The organism is Pseudobacillus wudalianchiensis, assembly GCF_001685015.1.
GTDB lineage: Bacteria > Bacillota > Bacilli > Bacillales > Domibacillaceae > Pseudobacillus > Pseudobacillus wudalianchiensis.
This window is the reverse complement of record NZ_MAYT01000028.1, coordinates 150,654-172,474: the sequence shown is the minus strand read 5'-3', so window position 1 is coordinate 172,474 and position 21,821 is coordinate 150,654. Positions and strand designations below refer to the sequence as shown.

The following is a 21,821-nucleotide window of genomic DNA, read 5'->3' as shown; positions in this document are numbered from 1 at the left end:
GGTTAGTAACGATGGGAAATCGTATTCTAGTTGTGGATGATGCTGCATTCATGCGCATGATGATTAAAGACATTCTCACAAAAAACGGATTTGAAGTAGTGGGAGAAGCCTCTGATGGGGCGCAAGCTGTTGAGAAATACAAAGAATTAAAACCAGATTTAGTTACAATGGATATTACAATGCCTGAAAAAGACGGCATCTCCGCTTTAAAAGAAATTAAGGCAGATGATCCAAATGCTAGAATCATTATGTGTTCAGCCATGGGTCAGCAGTCAATGGTTATTGATGCGATTCAGGCGGGGGCAAAAGACTTTATCGTAAAGCCTTTCCAGCCGGATCGTGTTATTGAAGCAATTTCCAAAACTTTAGCATAAAAGCTTAAGAAGGTGCGTTATTTGATCAAACAACTTTTTAAGCCTTTCGCTTTGATCCTCTTCAGTATGGCTCTGTTTGCAGGCAATGTTTCTGTTGCGCAAGCAGAGCCATTTGACAATAATGTGAAAGACTGTTTAGAAAGTCCTAAAAAGTGTGGACAGGAAACAGAACTGCCGAAGACGGAAAAGCAGGGCAAACAAAATCAACAAATAGAAACAGGGACAGCGGTTGGCGTGACGATTTGGGACTTTTTAAAAATGATAGGAGCGCTCATTTTTGTTCTCGCCCTTATTTATTTTATACTGCGCTTCGTTAATCAAAAAAGCCGTTCTTACCAGCAAACAAAATTAATTCAGCATTTAGGAGGTACACCACTTGGAGGGAACCGCTCGATTCAATTGGTAAAAGTAGGAGAGAGGGTTCTAATTCTCGGAGTGGGGGAGAATATTCAACTGCTTCAAGAGATTGACGATGAGGAGGAACGATCCCGCTTTGTTGATCACTATAGCAATCAAATGGATCAAATGCTGCAACCGCAGGATGTTATGACGAAACTAATCAGCAAATGGAAAGGCCAAGAAACACAAAAAAGCGAGAAGAAGGATCCTTTTAAACAAGTATTTGAGAATAAACTGAGTGAGATAAAACAATCGCGCAAGCAGGCCATTTCCAAAATGAACGACAGGGAGAAGAAGCAAGATGAATGAGTTTATGGAGTTTTTCAACAATAGTTCTCCTGATAATGTATCGGCGTCGGTCAAACTCTTTCTCTTACTGACTGTGTTATCGATTGCTCCTAGCATTTTGATTATGATGACATGTTTTACGCGGATCATTATCGTATTGTCTTTCGTAAGGTCGGCGCTCGCAACTCAACAAATGCCGCCGACGCAAGTATTGCTTGGGCTTGCATTGTTTTTAACTTTCTTTATTATGGCTCCTGTATTTCAACAAATAAATGATGAAGCACTTACCCCGTTATTTAATGAAGAGATCAACCTTGAACAGGCCTATGACAAAGCAAGTGTGCCGCTAAAAGAGTTTATGAGTGAACAGACGAGGCAAAAAGATTTAGAGCTGTTTCTAAACTATTCGGGAGCAGAACGGCCGAAAACCGTCGAAGATATTCCTTTAGCTTCTCTTGTTCCGGCATTTGCTTTAAGTGAAATTAAAACCGCTTTTCAAATTGGCTTCATGGTCTTTATCCCGTTTCTCGTAATTGACATGGTGGTTGCTAGTATTCTAATGTCGATGGGGATGATGATGCTTCCGCCAGTGATGATTTCTCTTCCTTTTAAAATTTTGCTATTTGTTCTTGTAGACGGTTGGTATTTAGTCATTCAATCTTTGCTGAAAAGCTTTTAAGTAGGTGGAATAATGAATTCTGAAATGGTCATCTCTTTAGCTGAGAAAGGTGTTTACACAACGATTATCGTTTGTGGCCCGCTTCTTATGATTGCCCTTGTCGTTGGTCTTGCGGTTAGTATCTTTCAGGCGACGACTCAAATCCAAGAGCAGACGCTGGCTTTTATTCCGAAAATTGTCGCCGTTTTAATTGGTCTTATCTTTTTCGGCCCCTGGATGCTCAGCAAAATGCTTTCTTATACGCTTGATATGTTTACGAATTTAACAAGATTTGTAGGTTGATTGAATGGAAGAAATAATACCTGATTTTTCTGTCTTACTATTAATTATCGTCCGTGTTTCAACTTTCTTTATAACGGTGCCGTTATTTTCACATCGGACTCTGCCAGCCATGCACCGGATCGGGTTTGCTGTTCTGCTTTCCTGGACGATGTACTATACGGTAGATGCAGGTCCTCTTGAAATTGATGGCGAGTACTTTTTGTTAATTTTGAAGGAAGCGCTTGTCGGCCTGCTCATTGGCTTAGCAGCGTACATTATGATAGCTGCTATCCAAATCGCAGGGGGGCTGATCGATTTTCAGATGGGGTTTGCTATCGCCAATGTAATCGATCCGCAAACTGGGGCGCAAAGTCCGCTCATGGGGCAATACCTTTACATGTTTGCCTTATTATTATTGCTTGCACTCAATGGCCACCATTTAATATTAGACGGCATTTTTTATAGCTACCAATACATTCCTGTTGATCAGGTATCCCTTCACTTTGGCAACGGAAGTCTCGCTGGATATGTAAGCCGTGCCTTTACTTCCATGTTTTTGATTGCTTTTCAAATGGCTATGCCCGTTGTAGCAACATTATTTTTAGTCGATGTGGCCCTTGGAGTAGTAGCCAGAACGGTGCCGCAGCTTAATATCTTTGTTGTGGGCTTCCCGATTAAAATTGGAGTTGCCTTTGTTGTTATGGGAGTGGTCATTGGACTGATGTTTACGATGTTCCAAAAGCTATTTGAACTGATGCTTTATACGATGCGTGACGTAATGACATTACTAGGGGGCACATAAAGTGGAGAAATTGCGGTTAGACCTCCAATTTTTTGCCGGAGAGAAGACAGAAAAAGCGACCCCGAAAAAAAAGCAGGATGCCCGTAAAAAAGGACAAGTTGCAAAAAGTCAGGATGTCACAACAGCGATCAGTCTTTTATCATTGTTCGGCTTCTTATTCATTGGCTCTTCCTTTATTGGAAAAGAAATTCTTCATTTATTTAAGCATTCACTTCAATATTACCTTACTATGCCAGTGACAGAGTCTAACCTTAAAGTGATTGTTCTCGAAATTATGGGGCAGCTTGTCTATATATTAGGACCGGTTATGCTCGTGGCTCTTCTAGCAGGGGTGGCAGCGAACTTTTTGCAAGTAGGTTTTTTGGTAACAGGAGAGCCGTTGAAACTGAAGCTCGAGAAGTTAGATCCTATTAAAGGATTCAAGCGGATTTTTGCCGTCAGAGCATTAGTAGAATTATTAAAATCACTGTTAAAAATTACTTTTGTCGGTGCCATTACCTTTTTTATCTTATGGTCCAATATTGAAGAAGTCATAAAGCTCTCATTTAAGTCCGTTGCCGACGGATTAAGGACTGTGGGGGCGTTAACGCTGCAAATGGGAGCAGCTGCTTCAGCTGCGCTTCTTTTTCTGGCACTGCTGGATTTTTTATATCAAAAGTATGATTTTGAAAAAAGCATTCGTATGTCAAAGCAGGACATTAAAGATGAATACAAAAACATAGAAGGCGATCCGCTGATCAAGTCAAAAATTAAACAGCGGCAAAGGGAAATGGCGATGAGCCGTATGATGCAGGAAGTGCCGCAGGCCGACGTTGTCATTACAAACCCAACCCATTATGCAATCGCTTTAAAATATGATGAAAAAGAGGCTGATGCACCAGTGGTCGTAGCAAAAGGAGTCGACTACTTAGCTCAGAAAATTAAGTATGTGGCTGGTGAAAATGAAGTAGAGCTGATTGAAAACAGACCGCTGGCAAGAGCGCTTTACGATCAAGCAGAGATCGGTCAGCCAATCCCAGAAGAGTTTTTCAAAGCAGTGGCTGAGATTTTGGCTTATGTTTATCGTCTGAAAAATAAATTGTAAGTTTTGTTGTTAGGAGAGAGAGTAATGAAAGCAAGAGACATCTCCGTATTGCTAAGTGTCATTTTAATAGTAGCGATGCTAATTATTCCGCTGCCGTCATGGCTGCTAAGTGTGTTAATTATTATAAATATTTCTCTTGCGCTTTTAGTGCTGCTCATTTCAATGAATATGAGAGAAGCATTGGAGTTCTCTGTATTTCCATCCTTGCTCTTGTTATTAACATTATTTCGACTGGGGCTAAATGTGTCGACGACGCGTTCTATCTTGAGTAAAGGGGAGGCTGGCGGCGTTGTCGAGACATTTGGGACATTCGTCGTCGGCGGAAATATCGTCGTCGGAATGGTTGTCTTTCTTATCTTAATTATTATCCAGTTTATCGTTATTACAAAAGGATCAGAACGGGTATCTGAAGTAGCAGCCCGCTTTACGCTTGATGCGATGCCTGGGAAACAAATGAGTATTGATGCTGATTTGAATGCGGGTATGATTTCAGAGCAGGAAGCGAGAGAAAGACGGGAAAAAGTCAGCCGTGAATCCGACTTCTACGGAGCAATGGACGGTGCGACAAAATTCGTTAAAGGGGATGCGATCGCAGGTATCATCATTGTTATCATCAACTTAATTTTCGGGATGATTGTCGGTGTCGTTCAGCAAGGACTTCCAGCTGCCGAAGCCGCCGCTCGTTATTCACTATTAACAGTCGGTGATGGAATTGTCTCTCAAGTGCCTGCTCTTTTAATTTCAACAGCAACAGGAATTGTGGTGACACGTGCCGCTTCAACAGGAAATCTCGGAGAAGACATTATGTCACAGCTCCTTGCTTTTCCCATGATGCTTTATGTGGCAGGCGGTACGATTTTCTTGCTTGGTATCGCGACACCTATCAATGATGTGTTAACGATTCCTATTGCTGGTGCCCTCGCTTTTGGCGGCTATATGCTGCAGCGTACACCCAAAAAAGAAGAAGTGGACATATTCGAAGCGGAAGAAGAAATGGAGACAGAGGAATTGAAGAGTCCGGAGAGCGTCGTGAACTTGTTAAATATTGATCCAATTGAGTTTGAGTTTGGCTATGGGCTCATTCCACTAGCTGACGCTAGCCAAGGTGGCGATTTGCTCGACCGGGTCGTGATGATCCGCCGCCAGCTTGCGATTGAATTAGGGCTTGTCATTCCGGTTGTCCGCATACGAGATAATATTCAACTGCAGCCAAATGAATATCGAATTAAAATAAAAGGCAGCGTTATGGCCTCGGGTGAATTGCTGCTCGATCATTACCTTGCTATGAGTCCTGGAGAAGACGATGACACAATCGAAGGCATTGATACGATTGAACCGTCTTTTGGCTTGCCGGCAAAATGGATTACGGAAGAAATGAAAGAACAAGCAGAGATTTTAGGATATACAGTCGTCGATCCGCCGAGCGTCGTCTCTACCCATTTAACGGAAGTCATTAAAGCTAACGCTTATGAGCTGCTCGGCCGTCAGGAAACACAGCAGCTTATTGATCATTTAAAAGAGTCTTATCCGATTTTAGTAGATGAAGTAACGCCTAATCCTTTAACAGTAGGGGAAGTTCAAAAGGTATTGGCTAAATTGTTAAAAGAAAATATTTCGATTAGAAATTTGCCAATCATCTTTGAAACGCTAGCCGATTTTGGGAAAATGACGTCTGATACAGATCTGTTAACAGAATATGTGCGTCAGGCACTGGCAAGACAAATCACAGGGCAATTTGCCGAGACAGGAGAACCACTAAGAGTTATTACACTATCAGGGCAAGTAGAAAAGCGGGTAGCGGACAGCGTTCAACAGACAGAGCACGGGAACTTTTTATCACTTGATCCGACTGATTCCCAGCGAATACTGGAAGCGATGGCAGCTCAGGTAGAACAAGTTTCGTTTATGCAGCAGGCACCGATTATTTTATGCTCGCCTGCCATCCGCATGTACGTAAGACAGCTTGCTGAGCGGTATTTCCCGCAATTGCCAATCTTATCTTACAATGAACTAGAGCCTAATGTTGAAGTTCAAAGCGTAGGGGTGGTGAACTTAGATTGAAAGTGAAAAAATACACGGCATCGTCCATGCCAGAAGCAATGAAGAAAATTCGCGCTGAACTTGGAGAACAGGCCGTACTTCTACAATCGAAAACCGTGTATACCAGAGGCTTTTTAGGATTATTTAAAAAGAAATTGATCGAAGTAGTAGCGGCGATTGATCCTAATCCACCGCAAGAAACAATTCGGTTAAAGGAAGCAGTCACGCCTGCTGTTGCAAACAGCAGGCCCCCCCTTCAGTCTAAGACAGAAAAAAATAGCGAAGAGATGCTGAAAAAGGAATTAAATGAACTAAAGGAGATCGTAAAACAATTCTCTAGAGTAGATCATTTATCACTAGATGCTTATCCAGATGAGCTTAAGCTGCCAATTGTAAAATTAAAAAAACAAGAGGTAGCGGATCCGTTGATTACGGAATTAAAGCAGGTCCTTTTAGAAAAGTGGAAGCAAGTAAAAGGACAGGTTAGCGAAGACATGGTTGATGAATGGAGCAGGGAGTGGCTTATTGAAAAAATTAAGCCTTTGCAGCATGAACAGCTGCCTTTTCTAAAAAAGTTTGTGAACATTGTGGGGCCGACTGGTGTAGGAAAGACAACAACACTCGCAAAGATCGCTGCGGAAAGTGTATTGGAAAAAAAACTTAAGACAGCTTTTATCACGACTGACACCTATAGAATTGCCGCAATTGAACAGTTGAAAACATATGCGGATTTATTGAAAGTACCCGTAGAAGTAACGTATAAACCAGCCGACATTCAGCAGGCTATTGAAAAATTTAAAGGTTATGATGTTGTTTATATTGATACAGCAGGCCGCAATTATTTAGAAGAACAATTTATTAAAGAGTTAAGAGCGATGATTCCTTTTGAAAAAATGGAAAATTATTTAGTCTTATCGCTCACTTCAAAAGAACAGGATATCCATGCGGTGATCCATCAATTTTCAGCTGTGCCTATCCATCAGTTTATTTTTACAAAAATGGACGAGACAACGAGTCATGGGGCAATTATAAATGTCATGTGCCAATATGGAAAGGGCGCAGCTTTTTTAACCAATGGGCAAAATGTACCGGACGATTTGGTCCGTCCTGAACCTGAAACAATCGCTGATATTATTTTTGGTGATCGCCTATGACAAATCATGATCAAGCAGCAGAACTACGGAAAAGATTGAACCGGCTGGCAGGAAGAAGAGCCAAGACGATAGCCGTAGTGAGCGGAAAAGGCGGAGTAGGAAAATCAAATATTTCGTTAAATTTTGCGATTGAGTTAACCCAAAATGGTAAAAAAGTGCTAATATTTGATATGGATATAGGGATGGGAAACATCCATGTATTGACGGGACAGTCAGCAGTTTATTCTATTGCTGACTTTTTTGAAAAGGGTCTTTCGCTTGAAGAGCTAGTGTACAAAGACAGTGAAGGCATTTCCTATATTTTAGGAGGGTCCGGTCTTAGTCAATTAATTGAGTGGGACGAAAGTCATCTAAGCCGGTGGCTAAATGATGTGGAAGAACTCCAGCAGCAATATGATTTTTTATTATTTGATATGGGGGCCGGAGCAACAAAGGAAGCGCTCAATATTCTGATGTCAGTAGACGATATAATAGTTGTTACGACTCCTGAGCCGACTGCGATTACGGATGCTTATTCCATGATGAAATACATTTATACTCATGGCGGAGAAAATGCTTTCTATCTTTTGTGCAACCGGGCAGATTCAGAGAGAGAAGGACAAGAAGCTGCAAAACGGCTGCAGCAAGCGGTCCACAAGTTTTTAGGGAAAGAAAGCTTTGAATTGGGGGTACTTCCTGAAAGTACAGTTGTAAAAAAAGCTGTCAGTGCACAGACTCCCTTTCTTACTGCTTATCCGAACGCCAAAATTTCCAAGGCACTACAGGAGGCGGTAAGAATATATAGACAGGGACAAGGAGAGTCATTGAACCAATCAGAAACAGCTAGCTTTATATCTAAGCTTCGTCATTTCTTTGTGAAAGGCAGGCGCTAATAATGAGAGAGAAAAAAGTCATCGTCGTTGATGACTCTGCATTTATGAGAAAATTGATTACTGAATTTTTGTCTTTACACCCTGAGCTAGAAGTTGTAGCGACCGCCCGAAATGGCAAAGACGCGATTGGGAAAATTAAAGAATTTAAGCCAGATGTAGTGACGATGGATGTAGAAATGCCCGAGATGGATGGGCTTGATGCCCTAGGTTATATTATGGAGAATATGCCAACTCCCATTGTGATGCTGTCAAGTTTAACCGGGACAGGTGCAGAGACCACCTTTCAGGCAATGGAAAAAGGAGCCGTTGATTTCATTAAAAAACCTTCAGGGACGATTTCACTTGACCTTCATAGAATTAAAGATGAATTGATTGAAAAAGTACTAGCTGCGAGCAAAGCGAATTTACGTTCCGTGACTTCAGTTGTGCATCCTATTACTCAAATTCCGGCAGTGCAGAATAAAAAAGATAGGAAACCCGTCAGTAACAGAAAACGAGAAAATGAGCAAAGTCTTGTAGTGATAGGGACGTCAACAGGAGGACCTCGAGCCCTTCAAAAAGTGTTGACTAAGCTGCCGGAGAATTTAGACGCGCCGGTTCTTGTTGTTCAGCATATGCCGCCGGGATTTACAAAATCTTTGGCTGAAAGGCTGGATTCCTTGTCCGCTATTCATGTTAAGGAAGCTGAAAACGGAGAGGTTCTGCAAAAAGGAGTTGCTTATATCTGTCCAGGAAACTTTCATTTAAAAGTGAAGAAAATGGAAGCGATGCTTACCGTGCACCTTGATCAATCACCTCCCATCAACGGACATCGTCCAGCAGTTGACGTAATGTTTGAATCTGTTAGCAAAGTGACAGGCCTTCATAAGGTTGCTGTTATTATGACTGGGATGGGAGCAGATGGGGCAAACGGGCTAATTAAGCTAAAAGAAGCAGGAAATGTGCAGGCAATTGCAGAGTCTGAAGAGTCATGTGTCGTATTTGGAATGCCACGAGCCGCTATTGCTACCCGCTTGGTGGATTGTACAGTTCCCGTGGAACATATTGCTGAAAAAATTTTAGAGTATATAGGATAGAAAGGGTGAGTGGCTGATGGAAGTGAATCAATATTTAGAAGTTTTTATTGATGAAAGCAAGGAGCACTTGCAGGCGATCAATGAAAACTTGTTATTATTGGAAAAGAATCCAGAGGATCTTGCGATTGTTAATGAAATTTTCCGATCTGCCCATACGTTAAAAGGAATGTCTGCCACGATGGGGTATGAGGATCTCGCTAACTTAACGCATAAAATGGAAAATGTTCTTGATGCGATTCGTAATCACAAGCTTCACGTTACGGCTGATATTTTAGATGTAGTTTTTGCTTCGATTGATGATTTAGAAGCGATGGTGCAGGATATTGCTGCTGGCGGTACGGGTAAGCGGGATGTATCAGACATCGTTGACAAACTTTTGAAGATTGAAAATGGAGAAACGGTAAATAGCACCGCAGCTTTTGCACAAACAGAAGCCTCTCCTTCCGTCAGTCCTTCCTCTACTGTAAAGTATGATGAATTTGAATACACAGTCATTCAGCAGTCGAAGGAGCAAGGTTTTAATTGTTTAGAAGTGGCTGTAGAACTGCGGGCCGATTGTGTACTTAAGGCGGCTCGCGTATTCATGGTGTTTGAAGTACTAGAAAAATGCGGAGAAGTGATTAAGTCAACACCTTCTACTGAAGAGCTCGAATCAGAGCAGTTTGATGAACGTTTTGTGGTAACGCTGATTACTCAAGAGCCGGCTGAGGATATTGAGAGCAAGGTGAAAAAGGTCTCGGAAGTGGAACGGGTAACGGTGACTGAGTTTATTGCGCAGCCGTTGAAAACGGAAGAAGCAGAAAGAGAAGTAGCGGCCGCTGCTGCACCGGCACCACCAATGCCAACGGCAATTCCCGAAAAAACAGAAAAGAAAGAAGAGCCAAAGCAGGGGAAACAACAGGCTGTTTCAAACAAAACTATTCGTGTAAATATTGAGCGGCTTGATATTCTAATGAATTTATTTGAAGAGCTCGTTATTGACAGAGGGCGTTTAGAACAAATTTCAGGTGAGCTTAATAATCCGGAGTTAAATGAAACAGTCGAAAGAATGTCTAGAATTTCAGGTGATCTGCAGACGATTATTCTTAATATGCGGATGGTGCCGGTAGAAACGGTATTTAACCGTTTCCCCCGAATGGTACGCCAGCTAGCACGTGATTTGAATAAAAAGATTAATTTGGAAATTATTGGTGCTGAAACAGAATTGGATCGAACAGTTATTGATGAAATTGGTGATCCGCTTGTTCACTTAATTCGTAATGCGATCGATCATGGAATTGAAACACCTGAAGAACGTAAAGCGAAAGGCAAATCCGAAGAAGGTACTGTTAAGCTCAAAGCCTATCATAGCGGAAATCATGTCTTCATTGAAATTGAAGATGATGGAGCAGGTATTAACAAAGAAAAAGTCCTTCATAAAGCACTTGCAAAGGGTGTAGTGACAGAAGAGCAAGCAGCCTCTATGTCAGATAATCAAATTTATGAATTAATTCTAGCTTCTGGCTTTTCAACTGCTGACAAGATATCTGACATTTCTGGACGCGGTGTAGGCTTGGATGTAGTAAAAACAACCATTGAGTCTCTCGGCGGCTCAATTGGCATCGAAGCGGCCGAAGGAGCCGGTTCGGTCTTCCTTATTCAACTGCCGCTGACTCTGTCCATTATCTCAGTCATGCTAGTAGAAGTAGAAAAAGAAAAATATGCGATTCCGCTGTCCTCTATTATTGAGACGGCAATTGTTAAAAAAGAAGACGTTTTAAATGCTCATACACAGCAGGTCATTGATTTCCGAGGAAAGATTGTACCGCTCGTCTTTTTAGAGCGCATCTTTGAAGTACCGAAGGAAACTCAGGAAGATGATTTTTACTCTATTGTGATCGTACGTAAAGGGGATAAAATGGCTGGTTTAGTCGTTGATTCCTTTATTGGTCAGCAGGAAGTCGTGCTTAAGTCACTGGGAAATTATTTATCAAATGTGTTTGCTATTTCAGGCGCAACTATTCTTGGGGATGGACAAGTCGCTTTGATCGTAGACTGCAACGCCTTAATAAAATAATGAGTAAATAAGAAAAGGAGGTCAAACAAATGAGTGAAATCACAGCTCCGTCCATGATCAAAGTGATTGCTTTTCAATTAATGGATAAAGAATATGCGTTTCCGGTCCACCAAGTCCAAGGCATTGAAAAGTTGATACACATTACGCGCGTACCAGGGACTGTGCCTTTTATCAAAGGAGTGATTAATCTACGAGGCGTTGTAACGCCAATCATCGATTTGCGTAAGCGATTCGGCTTGCCAGAGAAAGAATATGACGAACAAACAAGAATTATTATTGCATCTTCTGATGATATTGAAGTTGGTCTCGTTGTAGACAGTGCAAATGATGTTCTGGATATTCCTAAAAGCATTATCGAGCCTCAGCCTGACATTGTGGGGGCTGTGGAAGCAGAATATATTACAGGTGTCGCCAAGCTTGAAAAAAGACTGCTGATTTTATTAAATTTAGAGAGAGTTTTTAAGTAGAGGCAGAGATTATGAATTATATAGAAAAGATTAATACAACCCACTTAGATATATTAAAAGAATTCGGTAATATCGGTGCTGGACATGCTGCTACGGCCCTTTCTACTTTATTAAATAAGCAGATTGACATGAAAGTTCCAAGCGCCCGCATTGTCTCCTTCAACGATATGATGGAAATGGCGGGCGGAGCGGAACAGGAAGTCGTCAGTGTAAGTTTGAGAATCGAAGGCGAAGTCACGGGTAACATGTTTTTTGTGCTCTCTTTACAGCAAGCAGAAAGCTTTATTAGCAACATGACGGGCAATCCAGCTTTTTCTTTTAAGGGAGCCGGGGAGCAAAGTATTGGATTATCCGCTATGCAGGAACTGGGAAACATTCTATCCGGCTCTTATTTATCAGCGCTTGGGGACTTTACTCACCTGCAGATCTATCCTTCCGTGCCAGAGCTCGCGATCGATATGTTTGGCGCTATTATTAGCTACGGACTTGTTGAGTCTTCCCAATATGGAGATTATGCAATTGTCATCGAAACGATTTTAAAGGAAGTAGAAGCAGGGCATACAGATGAAATGAAAGGGCATTTTTTCCTGCTTCCGGATCCCCTGTCATTTGGACCAATATTTGAGGCTCTTGGAGTCGGTTTATATGAGTAGTACTGGTCAAATAGTAAAAGTAGGAATTGCCGATTTAAATATTGTCCGCCCGCCTCATGTGATCCGCACATCGGGACTTGGGTCTTGTGTAGGGGTCGTTATTTACGATGAACGGGCATCAGTCGCCGGGATGGTACACGTTATGCTGCCAGATTCAGCGCTTGCTAAATCTGGTCATATTAACAAAGCAAAATATGCAGACACAGGCATTAATGAATTAATCGCCTTGTTGAAATTAGAGGGAGCACAGGTCTATAGGTTAAAAGCTAAGATTGCCGGTGGCGCTCAAATGTTTCAATTCAGTTCACAAAACAGCTCCTTCAAAATTGGGCCGAGGAATGTAGAAGCTGTAAAACAAATGCTGCAAACACACCATATACCGATTGTAGCTGAAGATGTCGGTGGGAATAGCGGCCGTACGATTGAATTTGATCCACATAGTTGTGAGCTTCAAATCAGAACAGTCAATAAAGGAAGTCACATTATTTAAGAAGGACATACATATGTCCCTTCAGGCTGTTGACAAACGCTTGCTTTCAATTAACCTGAAATGTTGAAAATAGACTCTTCCTATAATCTTTTGGGGACATATAAATGTCCCTTTTTCTCTATTTTTAAAATTTATTTGCGTTCTGGCGGTATTTTCTAATAAAATGTGGAAGATAAAGAATAAATAGTCTGACCGTCTTTTTCAGAAAAACTTCTCTGAGAGGTCAATCCGAGGAGGAGAAACATCAAATATGGCCAAACAGAATAGATATGATGAACAAAAGCTGTGGGCTGCTTGGAAAGCATCAGAGGATCCAGAGGCAGGAAATTTGCTTGTGGAGAAATACATGCCGCTCGTATCTTTCCATTCTCAACGAATCGCCGCAAGCTTGCCGAAAAGTGTGAATAAGGAAGATATTAAAAGTCTTGGCTTAATGGGTTTATACGATGCGTTGAAAAAATTTGATCCGGCTCGTGATTTAAAGTTTGATACGTATGCTTCTTTTCGTATTCGTGGTGCTATCTTAGATGGACTTCGAAAAGAAGACTGGCTGCCGAGAGGAACGAGAGAAAAGGCGAAAAAAATCGAAGCAAAAATTGAAGAGCTAGAACAAAAGCATCTTCGGAGAATTACCGCAGCAGAAGTAGCAGAACAGCTTGATATTCCAGAAGAAGAAGTACATCAGACGATGACAGAGCATTTGTTTTCTAATGTTCTGTCAATGGACGAACAAGTGCATGACAACGAAGACTCAGAAGGAAAGAGTTTTGTTTTAAAAGATGACAAAGCAGATTTGCCCGAGGATGTGCTCGTTAAGGGTGAGCTTGTTCAGGAGTTGACAGGAGAAATTGCTAAGCTGTCAGAGAAAGAACAACTCGTACTCAGCTTATTTTATCATGAGGAATTAACATTAACTGAAATCGGTGAGGTTATGAATCTCTCAACCTCAAGAATTTCACAAATTCACTCAAAAGCGTTATTTAAGTTAAAGAATCAACTTATAAAAATTAATGGCCCCGTACATTAAAGAAAACGTTCTACTCGTAAGGAGATCTAATGGCTACTCTATTTATTTTTATTTCATTTATACTTAATGTTGTTGCTCTTTTTGCAATTATTCTACTGTTTATGAGACAAAATCGATTATATGAAATAAAAAAGCAGCAAGAGAAGCTGGTAGCAGATATGGAAGAAATGATGAATGCTTATTTGCTGGAAATGAAAGAAGAGAACGAGAAGTTAATCAAAGAGCTTTCAGTCTCACAGGCAGTACAGGGCTCTGTTTCAGATAGCAAACGCTCTGTTGCGAAAACTGTCGAAGAGACTAATTTGGACACACGATTGCAGGAAGAGTCTTTGTCGATTGCTGTTCCTTCCATGCAGCGGGTCCGGGCTGCCAAAGTGTATAGCATGACAAGTAAAACGTCGGAGGAAGTCGAAAAGAAACAAGCTGAAGAAAAAGAGATGCTGCCGAATCAACAAGAAAAGCCTGACGATATCTTTTCATTAAAAGATCAGGGGCTGAGCGTAGAAGAGATTGCCCAAAAATTAAATAAAGGAAAGACAGAAGTAGAATTAGCATTGAAATTTGCTGATGCTGGCAAAAATAGTTGATTGCATTGCCAGGCTGTGGTATATTTACTAACGGTGTTATCACACACGCTCGCGGATTTGATCAGATGGTGCTGTCTAGCAGGCAGTTTCTGATCAAAAATGATGGGAGCGGAGGAAAAATTAAAAACCATTAGGAGGAACCAAAACATGTCAGTTATTTCAATGAAGCAATTGCTTGAAGCTGGTGTTCACTTCGGTCATCAAACTCGCCGTTGGAACCCAAAAATGAAAAAATATATTTTCCAGGAGCGTAATGGAATTTATATTATCGATCTTCAAAAAACAGTAAGAAAAGTTGAAGAAGCGTATAAGTTTGTAAGAGAATTAGCTGAAAACGGCGGAAAAGTTCTTTTCGTTGGAACTAAAAAACAAGCTCAAGAGTCTGTTAAAGAAGAAGCAGAACGTTCAGGAATGTACTATGTAAACCAACGCTGGTTAGGTGGTACATTAACAAACTTCTCAACTATCCAAAAACGTGTGCAACGCTTGAAAAACATCGAAAAGATGGAAGAAGACGGCACATTTGACGTACTTCCTAAAAAAGAAGTTGTACAATTGAAAAAAGAGCACGAACGCTTAGTGAAATTCCTTGGTGGAATTAGAGATATGAAAGATCTGCCTGATGCACTTTTCATTATCGATCCTCGCAAAGAGCGTATTGCTGTTGCGGAAGCTCGTAAATTAAATATTCCAATCGTTGGTATCGTTGATACAAACTGTGATCCGGATGAAATCGATTATGTGATTCCGGCAAACGATGATGCGATCCGCGCTGTTAAACTTTTAACAGGCAAAATGGCTGATGCGATCCTTGAAGCGAAACAAGGAGAAGAAACAGCAGAAGAAACAGTAGAAGTTGAAGAAACAGCAGCTGCTGAGTAAAAGTTGATAAAAAGGTGATAAGTAGACCTTCTCTTATCACCTTTTTTTAGAAAGAAAAAAGTAAAATTGTGCATCATAAAGAAGCATATGACTCAAAGGAGGAAATGGATTATGGCAATTACTGCTCAAATGGTTAAAGAACTGCGTGAAAAAACTGGCGCTGGCATGATGGATTGTAAAAAAGCGCTAACAGAAACTGATGGCGATATGGAAAAAGCAATTGATTTCCTTCGTGAAAAAGGAATGGCTAAGGCTGCGAAAAAATCTGATCGTATCGCTGCTGAAGGAACAACTTTCATTAAAAGCGAAGGCAACAATGCTGTTATTTTAGAAGTAAACTCAGAAACAGACTTCGTAGCAAAAAACGAAGGCTTCCAAGCACTTGTAAAAGAATTAGCTGACCATTTGTTAGCTAAAAAGCCTGCAAATGTTGAAGAAGCACTTGAGCAAAAAATGGACAACGGCCAAACAGTTGGCGATTTCATCAACGAAGCAATTGCGAAAATTGGTGAAAAGTTAACTCTTCGCCGTTTTGAAATTAAAACAAAAAGCGACAATGGCGCTTTCGGTGAATACCTTCACATGGGCGGCCGTATTGGCGTTTTAACTGTTCTTGAAGGAACAACAGATGCAAGCGTAGCAAAAGACGTAGCGATGCATGCAGCTGCTCTAAATCCTAAATACATCTCTCGTGATGCCGTTTCTGAAGAAGAAGTAGCTCGTGAGCGTGAAGTATTGACACAACAAGCTTTAAATGAAGGCAAGCCTGAAAACATCGTAGCAAAAATGGTTGAAGGCCGTATTGGCAAATTCTTCGAAGAAATTTGCTTAGTAGACCAATCATTTGTTAAAAACCCAGATGAAAAAGTAGGCAAGTTTGTTCAATCTAAAGGCGCAGAAATCACGGATCTTGTTCGCTATGAAGTAGGCGAAGGCCTTGAAAAGCGTCAAGATAACTTTGCTGAAGAAGTAATGAATCAAGTGAAAAAATAATTCTTTTCCATTCTTATGAATAGAAAGAAATTGTTATTGTTAGATGGGAATCCCTTGCCGGTTATTGGTGAGGGATTTCATCTAGAGTTTGGCAATTTTCCACAAGGTTAAAGCCGAGGCAAACCAATAACCATACATACGGAGGTTTACATGAGCGTTCCAAAATATAAACGTGTAGTATTAAAGTTAAGCGGGGAAGCACTGGCAGGCGAAGCTGGATTTGGTATCAACCCAGCAGTTATTAAGTCAATTGCTGAACAAGTAAAAGAAATTGCCGAACTTGACGTAGAGGTAGCGGTCGTAGTAGGCGGCGGTAATATTTGGAGAGGGAAAATTGGCAGTGAAATGGGCATGGATCGTGCAACAGCAGATTATATGGGCATGCTTGCTACGGTGATGAATTCAATGGCTTTACAGGATAGTCTAGAACAGCTTGGCATCGAAACGCGTGTCCAAACGTCCATTGAGATGCGACAGGTAGCAGAACCTTATATTCGTCGTCGTGCGATTCGTCATCTTGAAAAGAAGAGAGTCGTTATTTTTGCTGCCGGGACGGGTAATCCATACTTCTCTACAGATACTACAGCAGCGCTGCGTGCAGCTGAAATTGAAGCAGAAGTGATTTTAATGGCGAAAAACAACGTGGATGGTGTTTATTCCGCTGATCCGCGTGTTGATAAACAGGCAGTTAAATATGACAAGCTTTCCTATCTCGATGTGATTAAACAAGGACTTGCTGTCATGGATTCTACTGCATCCTCTTTATGCATGGACAATGACATACCGCTGATCGTATTCTCTATTACAGAAAGCGGCAATATTAAACGAGCTGTAATGGGCGAAAATATTGGAACAATTGTGAGGGGGAAAGAATAATGGCAAATCAAACAATTGAGCAGATGAAGGAAAGAATGTCAAAAGCGATTCAAGCGTATACGAGAGAGTTAGCTTCTATTCGTGCCGGACGTGCGAATGCTTCTTTGTTAGACCGTATAACAGTAGACTATTATGGGGCTCCAACACCTATTAACCAGCTTGCTTCTGTTTCTATACCGGAAGCTCGTCTTCTTGTCATTCAGCCTTATGACAAAACAGCAATGGGTGACATTGAGAAAGCAATTTTAAAGTCGGATCTTGGATTGACTCCATCGAATGACGGGTCTGTTATCCGTCTTGCTTTTCCAGCTTTAACAGAAGAACGAAGAAAAGAATTGGCGAAACTTGTTAAAAAAGAAGCTGAAGATGCAAAAGTAGCGATCCGTAATGTTCGCCGCGATGCAAATGAAGAACTGAAAAAAGCAGAAAAAGCTGGTGACATTACTGAAGATGAGCTTCGCAGCCTGACAGATGATGTTCAAAAGCAAACAGATGATTTTATTAGTAAAATTGACAGCATTGCTAAAGATAAAGAAAAAGAAATTATGGAAGTTTAATGTATGAACCCTCTTCGTTGCAAGAGGGTTTCTTTTTTTGAGCTGAATAAAAAAATACATCCAATTCTACGAAGTAATCAATGAGTAATTTTGGTATTATAATAGGTAATGATTTATTTATAATTTGGTGATGCTACATCGTGGAGGATATTTTATGATCAATAAAAAGAAATTATGGAAGACAACAGATAACCATAATGCTGAAGATCGAATAGAAACAATTAAAAAAGAACCTGTTCCGGAACATGTTGCAATTATTATGGATGGCAACGGCAGATGGGCGAAGAAAAGAGCTTTGCCTAGGATTGCTGGACACCATGAAGGAATGAAGACGGTTAAGAGAATCACGAAACTAGCTAACAAACTCGGTGTAAAGGTGTTAACGCTCTATGCGTTTTCTACAGAAAACTGGAAACGGCCGAAACATGAAGTCGATTTTCTTATGAAATTACCTGAGGAATTTCTCGGCACCTTTTTGCCGGAGCTCATTGAAGAAAATGTTCAAGTACAAATGATGGGTGAGCAAAGTCAGATTCCGAAGCATACGTTGAGCGCTGTAGAAAAGGCGATGGAAAAAACACGTGATAATGATGGCTTAATATTAAACTTTGCTTTAAATTATGGAAGCCGGGCGGAAATTTTAACGGCTGTAAAAAATATTATCCGTGATGCAAAAAATGATATACTATTAGAGGAAAATTTAAACGAAGAGCTCTTTTCTCGCTATCTTATGACGAAGCATTTGAAAGATCCGGATTTGCTGATTCGAACGAGTGGGGAAATTCGCTTAAGCAATTTTATGCTTTGGCAGCTGGCCTATACAGAGTTTTGGTTTACGGATGTGAATTGGCCAGACTTTAAAGAAAATCATTTGCTTGAAGCGATAGAAGCTTTTCAACGGCGTTCCCGCCGGTTTGGCGGTTTGTCGTAACATTTATCAGCATTAGAGTTAGGAGTATGAGAGATGAAACAACGTATAATAACCGCTGTTATTGCTGCGGCCGCATTTTTGCCGGTTGTGCTTTATGGCGGGTGGCCTTTTATTATATTGGCTTATGTAATGGCCATTATTGGCTTAATCGAAGCATTGAAAATGAAAAAAATTGCTCCTGCTTCAATGCCTGGGCTGCTTTCTATTTTGCTGCTTTGTATCGTATTGATGCCGGAACGCTTAACCAATACGATTGAACAGCTGGGCTATGATAAGCTGCAGCTTGTTGCTTTATTTGTATTGCTGCTTTTGGCGTACACTGTTATTTCTAAAAATAGGTTCCATTTTGAAGAAGCCGGATTTACAGTTTTAGCTGCCATGTATGTCGGCTTCGGTTTTTACTATTTTATCGAAACGAGAGAGGCGGGGGCCGTATTTGTCTTTTTTGCCCTTCTTATTACGTGGGCAACCGACTCTGGTGCTTATTTTGTAGGACGGTCTCTAGGGAAACGCAAACTTTGGCCAGAAATCAGTCCGAAAAAGACAGTAGAGGGATCTATTGGCGGTGTGGTGATCGCCATTGTCGTGGCTTTGATTATGGCATTGCTCACCGATATGAATATCCCTTTGCCTAAGCTATTAATTGCTACGGCTGTATTATCTGTCTTTGGACAACTTGGTGACCTGGCAGAGTCGGCTTTAAAGCGTCACTATGGAGTAAAGGATTCAGGAACGCTGCTGCCAGGCCATGGAGGTATTTTAGACCGGACAGATAGCTGGCTGTTTGTTTTCCCGCTTGTTCACTTACTGCATCTAGTGTGATAGCAGAGTTTGTTTGAGGAGATGAAAGAGATGAAGAAATTAAGTCTTTTAGGTGCAACTGGCTCCATCGGTCGTCAGACATTAGATGTGATCCAACAGCATCGTGAGGACTTCTCATTGGCTGCTTTTTCAGCTGGCCGGAACATAGAAGAAACGAGAAAGATTATTGGTGATTTTCAGCCTAAGTTAGTATCAGTAGAACTTCGAGAGGATGCAGAAAAGCTAAAAGCAGAATTTCCCTCCTTGAAAGTGATGTATGGAGAAGAGGGCCTTGTTGAAACGGCTGTTTTTGAAGAAACTGATATGCTAGTGAATGCCGTTCTTGGCAGCGTCGGCCTGCGTCCAACTTTACAAGCAATCGAGGCAGGCAAAAAAATTGCGATTGCGAACAAAGAAACACTTGTGACGGCGGGGCATCTCGTCATGGCGGCCGCAAAGAAACATAACGTTGAGCTTTTGCCTGTAGACAGCGAGCATTCAGCTATATTTCAATGTTTGCAGGGAGAGAGAAAAAAAAATATTGAGCGGCTCATTTTAACCGCTTCAGGCGGCAGTTTTCGCGACCGTACACGAGAAGAATTAAAGGATGTAACGGTACAGGAAGCATTAAACCATCCAAATTGGTCAATGGGAGCAAAGATTACCATTGATTCGGCTACAATGATGAATAAGGGGCTGGAAGTAATTGAAGCCCATTGGCTTTTTCATTTGCCATATGAACAAATTGATGTTATTTTACATCGAGAAAGTATTATTCATTCGATGGTCGAATTTCACGACAGTTCGGTAATTGCCCAGCTTGGCACTCCTGATATGCGTGTACCGATTCAATATGCGCTCTCTTATCCGGATCGGCTGCCGCTGCCCACTGCCCGGCGTTTGAACTTGCTGGAAGCAGGCCATCTTCATTTTCAGCCGATGAACCAAGAGAGATTTCGGATGCTTGCACTCGCTTATCAAGCGGGCAAGGCTGGAGGCACAGTTCCAACTGTGCTGAATGCTGCTAATGAAGCGGCGGTTGCTGCTTTTCTTGACGGGAAGATTACCTTTCTGCAAATTGATGAAATGGTAGAACGGGCTCTTGAAAAACATCAGTCTATTTCACAACCTGACTTAGAAACCATTCAGCAAACCGACAAGGAAACACGAAACTTCGTCCACTCACTTTTATAAAAAAGGTGGTTATTTATATTGAATACTGTTATAGCGTTTATCGTTATATTTGGCGCCCTCGTTTTTTTTCATGAGTTAGGCCATTTTATCTTTGCCAAGAGGGCTGGGATTCTCTGCCGAGAGTTCGCTATTGGCTTCGGCCCAAAGGTCTTCGCTCATAAAAAAGGAGAAACTATTTATACGCTTCGCCTTCTTCCATTAGGAGGATATGTCCGCATGGCTGGTGAAGATCCGGAGATGGCTGATTTAAAAGCGGGTCATCGCATCGGTGTCCTGTTCAATGAACAGGAGGAAATCGTTAAAATTATTGTCACTGGTAAAGATCGCTATCCCGAAGCACGGGTGATTGAGGTAGAGACAGCAGATCTGGAACATCAGCTTGTTATCAGAGGTTACGAAGATGGGGAAGAAGAACTGAAAACCTTCCCGATCCACCGCGAAGCTGTTATGTTAGAAGACGGAATTGAAAGCCAAATCGCACCGTGGGATCGGCAATTTGCTTCGAAAACACTCGGCCAGCGTTCTATGGCGATCTTTGCCGGTCCGCTCTTTAACTTCATTTTAGCCTTTGTTGTGTTCATTTTAATCGCTATCATGCAGGGAATGCCGACGAATGAGCCAGAGCTTGGCAAGCTGACCTCTGATGGAGCAGCTAAGGAAGCTGGATTAATGGAAGGCGACAAAGTTATCAGCATTAATGGACAAGGCGTAGCGAGCTGGAATGACATCGTCACGATTATTCAAAAGAATCCACAGTCTGAAATTGCCTTTACAGTAGAAAGAGACGGAAAAACGCTGGATATTCCGGTGACTCCGCAAGTACGTGAAGTGGAAAATCAAAAGATTGGCGTTATCGGTGTGCATAGTCCAGTAGAGAAATCCTTCTTCGGCTCCATTGTATACGGAGCGAAAGAAACTTATTTCTGGACGGTAGAGATTGTTCGATTGCTCGGCAAGCTTGTTACCGGACAATTTTCCATTGATATGCTTTCCGGCCCTGTCGGTATTTATGTATCGACTGATACCGTAGCTAAGTCAGGTATTATGAACTTGATGAAGTGGGCAGGTGTGTTAAGCATAAACTTAGGTATTATGAATTTATTACCGCTTCCAGCATTGGATGGTGGCCGCTTGCTATTTTTCCTTGTAGAAGCGTTAAGAGGCAAGCCGATTGACCGTCAAAAAGAAGGAATGGTCCATTTTGTTGGATTTGCCTTGCTGATGCTTTTAATGATCGTTGTGACATGGAATGATATTCAACGATTCTTTTTACAATAA

24 protein-coding genes are annotated in these 21,821 nt (G+C 41.4%); all 24 read left to right on the top strand.

Annotated elements, in window-relative coordinates; genetic code table 11:
* The first annotated feature begins 11 nt into the window (after nucleotides 1–11).
* Nucleotides 12–374, top strand: a complete 363-nt coding sequence (locus tag A8F95_RS16225) for a response regulator (RefSeq protein ID WP_041099994.1) — start codon at nucleotides 12–14, stop codon at nucleotides 372–374.
* A gap of 21 nt (nucleotides 375–395) precedes the next feature.
* Nucleotides 396–1,082: a flagellar biosynthetic protein FliO gene (locus tag A8F95_RS16220; protein WP_077247408.1), complete on the top strand. Its 687-nt coding sequence runs from the start codon at nucleotides 396–398 to the stop codon at nucleotides 1,080–1,082.
* The gene (gene fliP, locus A8F95_RS16215) at nucleotides 1,075–1,740 is read left to right on the top strand and encodes a flagellar type III secretion system pore protein FliP (protein ID WP_065411472.1); all 666 of its coding nucleotides are present in this window, start codon (nucleotides 1,075–1,077) and stop codon (nucleotides 1,738–1,740) included. The genes A8F95_RS16220 and fliP overlap by 8 nt, the downstream gene beginning before the upstream one ends.
* Before the next feature lie 12 nt (nucleotides 1,741–1,752).
* Nucleotides 1,753–2,022 (top strand): flagellar biosynthesis protein FliQ, encoded by a 270-nt coding sequence (gene fliQ / locus A8F95_RS16210; protein WP_065411471.1) that lies wholly within the window; start codon nucleotides 1,753–1,755, stop codon nucleotides 2,020–2,022.
* Nucleotides 2,023–2,026: 4 nt separating this feature from the next.
* Nucleotides 2,027–2,803 (top strand): flagellar biosynthetic protein FliR, encoded by a 777-nt coding sequence (fliR, locus tag A8F95_RS16205; RefSeq protein ID WP_065411470.1) that lies wholly within the window; start codon nucleotides 2,027–2,029, stop codon nucleotides 2,801–2,803.
* Nucleotide 2,804: 1 nt separating this feature from the next.
* Nucleotides 2,805–3,887, top strand: a complete 1,083-nt coding sequence (gene flhB / locus A8F95_RS16200) for a flagellar biosynthesis protein FlhB (protein WP_065411469.1) — start codon at nucleotides 2,805–2,807, stop codon at nucleotides 3,885–3,887.
* A 24-nt stretch (nucleotides 3,888–3,911) separates the two neighbouring features.
* Nucleotides 3,912–5,948 carry a flagellar biosynthesis protein FlhA gene (flhA, locus tag A8F95_RS16195; protein WP_065411468.1) on the top strand — a complete coding sequence of 679 codons (2,037 nt, stop codon included), beginning with the start codon at nucleotides 3,912–3,914 and terminating at the stop codon, nucleotides 5,946–5,948.
* A gap of 2 nt (nucleotides 5,949–5,950) precedes the next feature.
* The gene (flhF, locus tag A8F95_RS16190) at nucleotides 5,951–7,081 is read left to right on the top strand and encodes a flagellar biosynthesis GTPase FlhF (RefSeq protein ID WP_342669966.1); all 1,131 of its coding nucleotides are present in this window, start codon (nucleotides 5,951–5,953) and stop codon (nucleotides 7,079–7,081) included.
* Nucleotides 7,078–7,953 (top strand): MinD/ParA family protein, encoded by an 876-nt coding sequence (locus tag A8F95_RS16185; protein WP_065411466.1) that lies wholly within the window; start codon nucleotides 7,078–7,080, stop codon nucleotides 7,951–7,953. Before flhF ends, A8F95_RS16185 begins: the two co-directional genes overlap by 4 nt.
* Nucleotides 7,954–7,955: 2 nt before the next feature.
* Nucleotides 7,956–9,029 (top strand): protein-glutamate methylesterase/protein-glutamine glutaminase, encoded by a 1,074-nt coding sequence (locus tag A8F95_RS16180; RefSeq protein ID WP_065411465.1) that lies wholly within the window; start codon nucleotides 7,956–7,958, stop codon nucleotides 9,027–9,029.
* 16 nt (nucleotides 9,030–9,045) lie between these two features.
* Nucleotides 9,046–11,085 (top strand): chemotaxis protein CheA, encoded by a 2,040-nt coding sequence (locus tag A8F95_RS16175; RefSeq protein ID WP_065411464.1) that lies wholly within the window; start codon nucleotides 9,046–9,048, stop codon nucleotides 11,083–11,085.
* A 29-nt stretch (nucleotides 11,086–11,114) separates the two neighbouring features.
* A complete protein-coding gene (locus A8F95_RS16170) occupies nucleotides 11,115–11,552 on the top strand; it encodes a chemotaxis protein CheW (protein ID WP_049661553.1) in 438 nt (145 codons plus the stop codon).
* An 11-nt stretch (nucleotides 11,553–11,563) separates the two neighbouring features.
* Nucleotides 11,564–12,205 carry a chemotaxis protein CheC gene (locus tag A8F95_RS16165; RefSeq protein WP_065411463.1) on the top strand — a complete coding sequence of 214 codons (642 nt, stop codon included), beginning with the start codon at nucleotides 11,564–11,566 and terminating at the stop codon, nucleotides 12,203–12,205.
* Complete coding sequence (locus A8F95_RS16160; RefSeq protein WP_065411462.1) at nucleotides 12,198–12,695, top strand: chemotaxis protein CheD; 498 nt, start codon at nucleotides 12,198–12,200, stop codon at nucleotides 12,693–12,695. The genes A8F95_RS16165 and A8F95_RS16160 overlap by 8 nt, the downstream gene beginning before the upstream one ends.
* A gap of 250 nt (nucleotides 12,696–12,945) precedes the next feature.
* Nucleotides 12,946–13,722 carry a FliA/WhiG family RNA polymerase sigma factor gene (locus A8F95_RS16155; protein ID WP_049661558.1) on the top strand — a complete coding sequence of 259 codons (777 nt, stop codon included), beginning with the start codon at nucleotides 12,946–12,948 and terminating at the stop codon, nucleotides 13,720–13,722.
* A gap of 29 nt (nucleotides 13,723–13,751) precedes the next feature.
* Nucleotides 13,752–14,309, top strand: coding sequence for a hypothetical protein (locus A8F95_RS16150; RefSeq protein ID WP_065411461.1), 558 nt, complete (start codon nucleotides 13,752–13,754; stop codon nucleotides 14,307–14,309).
* Between the two features lie 147 nt (nucleotides 14,310–14,456).
* Nucleotides 14,457–15,191, top strand: a complete 735-nt coding sequence (rpsB, locus tag A8F95_RS16145; protein WP_065411460.1) for a 30S ribosomal protein S2 — start codon at nucleotides 14,457–14,459, stop codon at nucleotides 15,189–15,191.
* A 111-nt stretch (nucleotides 15,192–15,302) separates the two neighbouring features.
* The gene (gene tsf / locus A8F95_RS16140; protein WP_049661562.1) at nucleotides 15,303–16,184 is read left to right on the top strand and encodes a translation elongation factor Ts; all 882 of its coding nucleotides are present in this window, start codon (nucleotides 15,303–15,305) and stop codon (nucleotides 16,182–16,184) included.
* Nucleotides 16,185–16,334: 150 nt separating this feature from the next.
* Nucleotides 16,335–17,060, top strand: a complete 726-nt coding sequence (gene pyrH / locus A8F95_RS16135; RefSeq protein WP_049661564.1) for a UMP kinase — start codon at nucleotides 16,335–16,337, stop codon at nucleotides 17,058–17,060.
* Nucleotides 17,060–17,617: a ribosome recycling factor gene (frr, locus tag A8F95_RS16130; RefSeq protein ID WP_049661565.1), complete on the top strand. Its 558-nt coding sequence runs from the start codon at nucleotides 17,060–17,062 to the stop codon at nucleotides 17,615–17,617. Before pyrH ends, frr begins: the two co-directional genes overlap by 1 nt.
* Before the next feature lie 154 nt (nucleotides 17,618–17,771).
* A complete protein-coding gene (locus tag A8F95_RS16125; protein ID WP_065411459.1) occupies nucleotides 17,772–18,548 on the top strand; it encodes an undecaprenyl pyrophosphate synthase in 777 nt (258 codons plus the stop codon).
* A gap of 33 nt (nucleotides 18,549–18,581) precedes the next feature.
* Complete coding sequence (locus A8F95_RS16120) at nucleotides 18,582–19,370, top strand: phosphatidate cytidylyltransferase (RefSeq protein ID WP_065411458.1); 789 nt, start codon at nucleotides 18,582–18,584, stop codon at nucleotides 19,368–19,370.
* A 30-nt stretch (nucleotides 19,371–19,400) separates the two neighbouring features.
* A complete protein-coding gene (gene dxr / locus A8F95_RS16115; RefSeq protein ID WP_065411457.1) occupies nucleotides 19,401–20,543 on the top strand; it encodes a 1-deoxy-D-xylulose-5-phosphate reductoisomerase in 1,143 nt (380 codons plus the stop codon).
* Between the two features lie 18 nt (nucleotides 20,544–20,561).
* On the top strand, nucleotides 20,562–21,821 hold the full coding sequence (gene rseP, locus A8F95_RS16110) for an RIP metalloprotease RseP (RefSeq protein WP_065411456.1): 1,260 nt from the start codon (nucleotides 20,562–20,564) through the stop codon (nucleotides 21,819–21,821).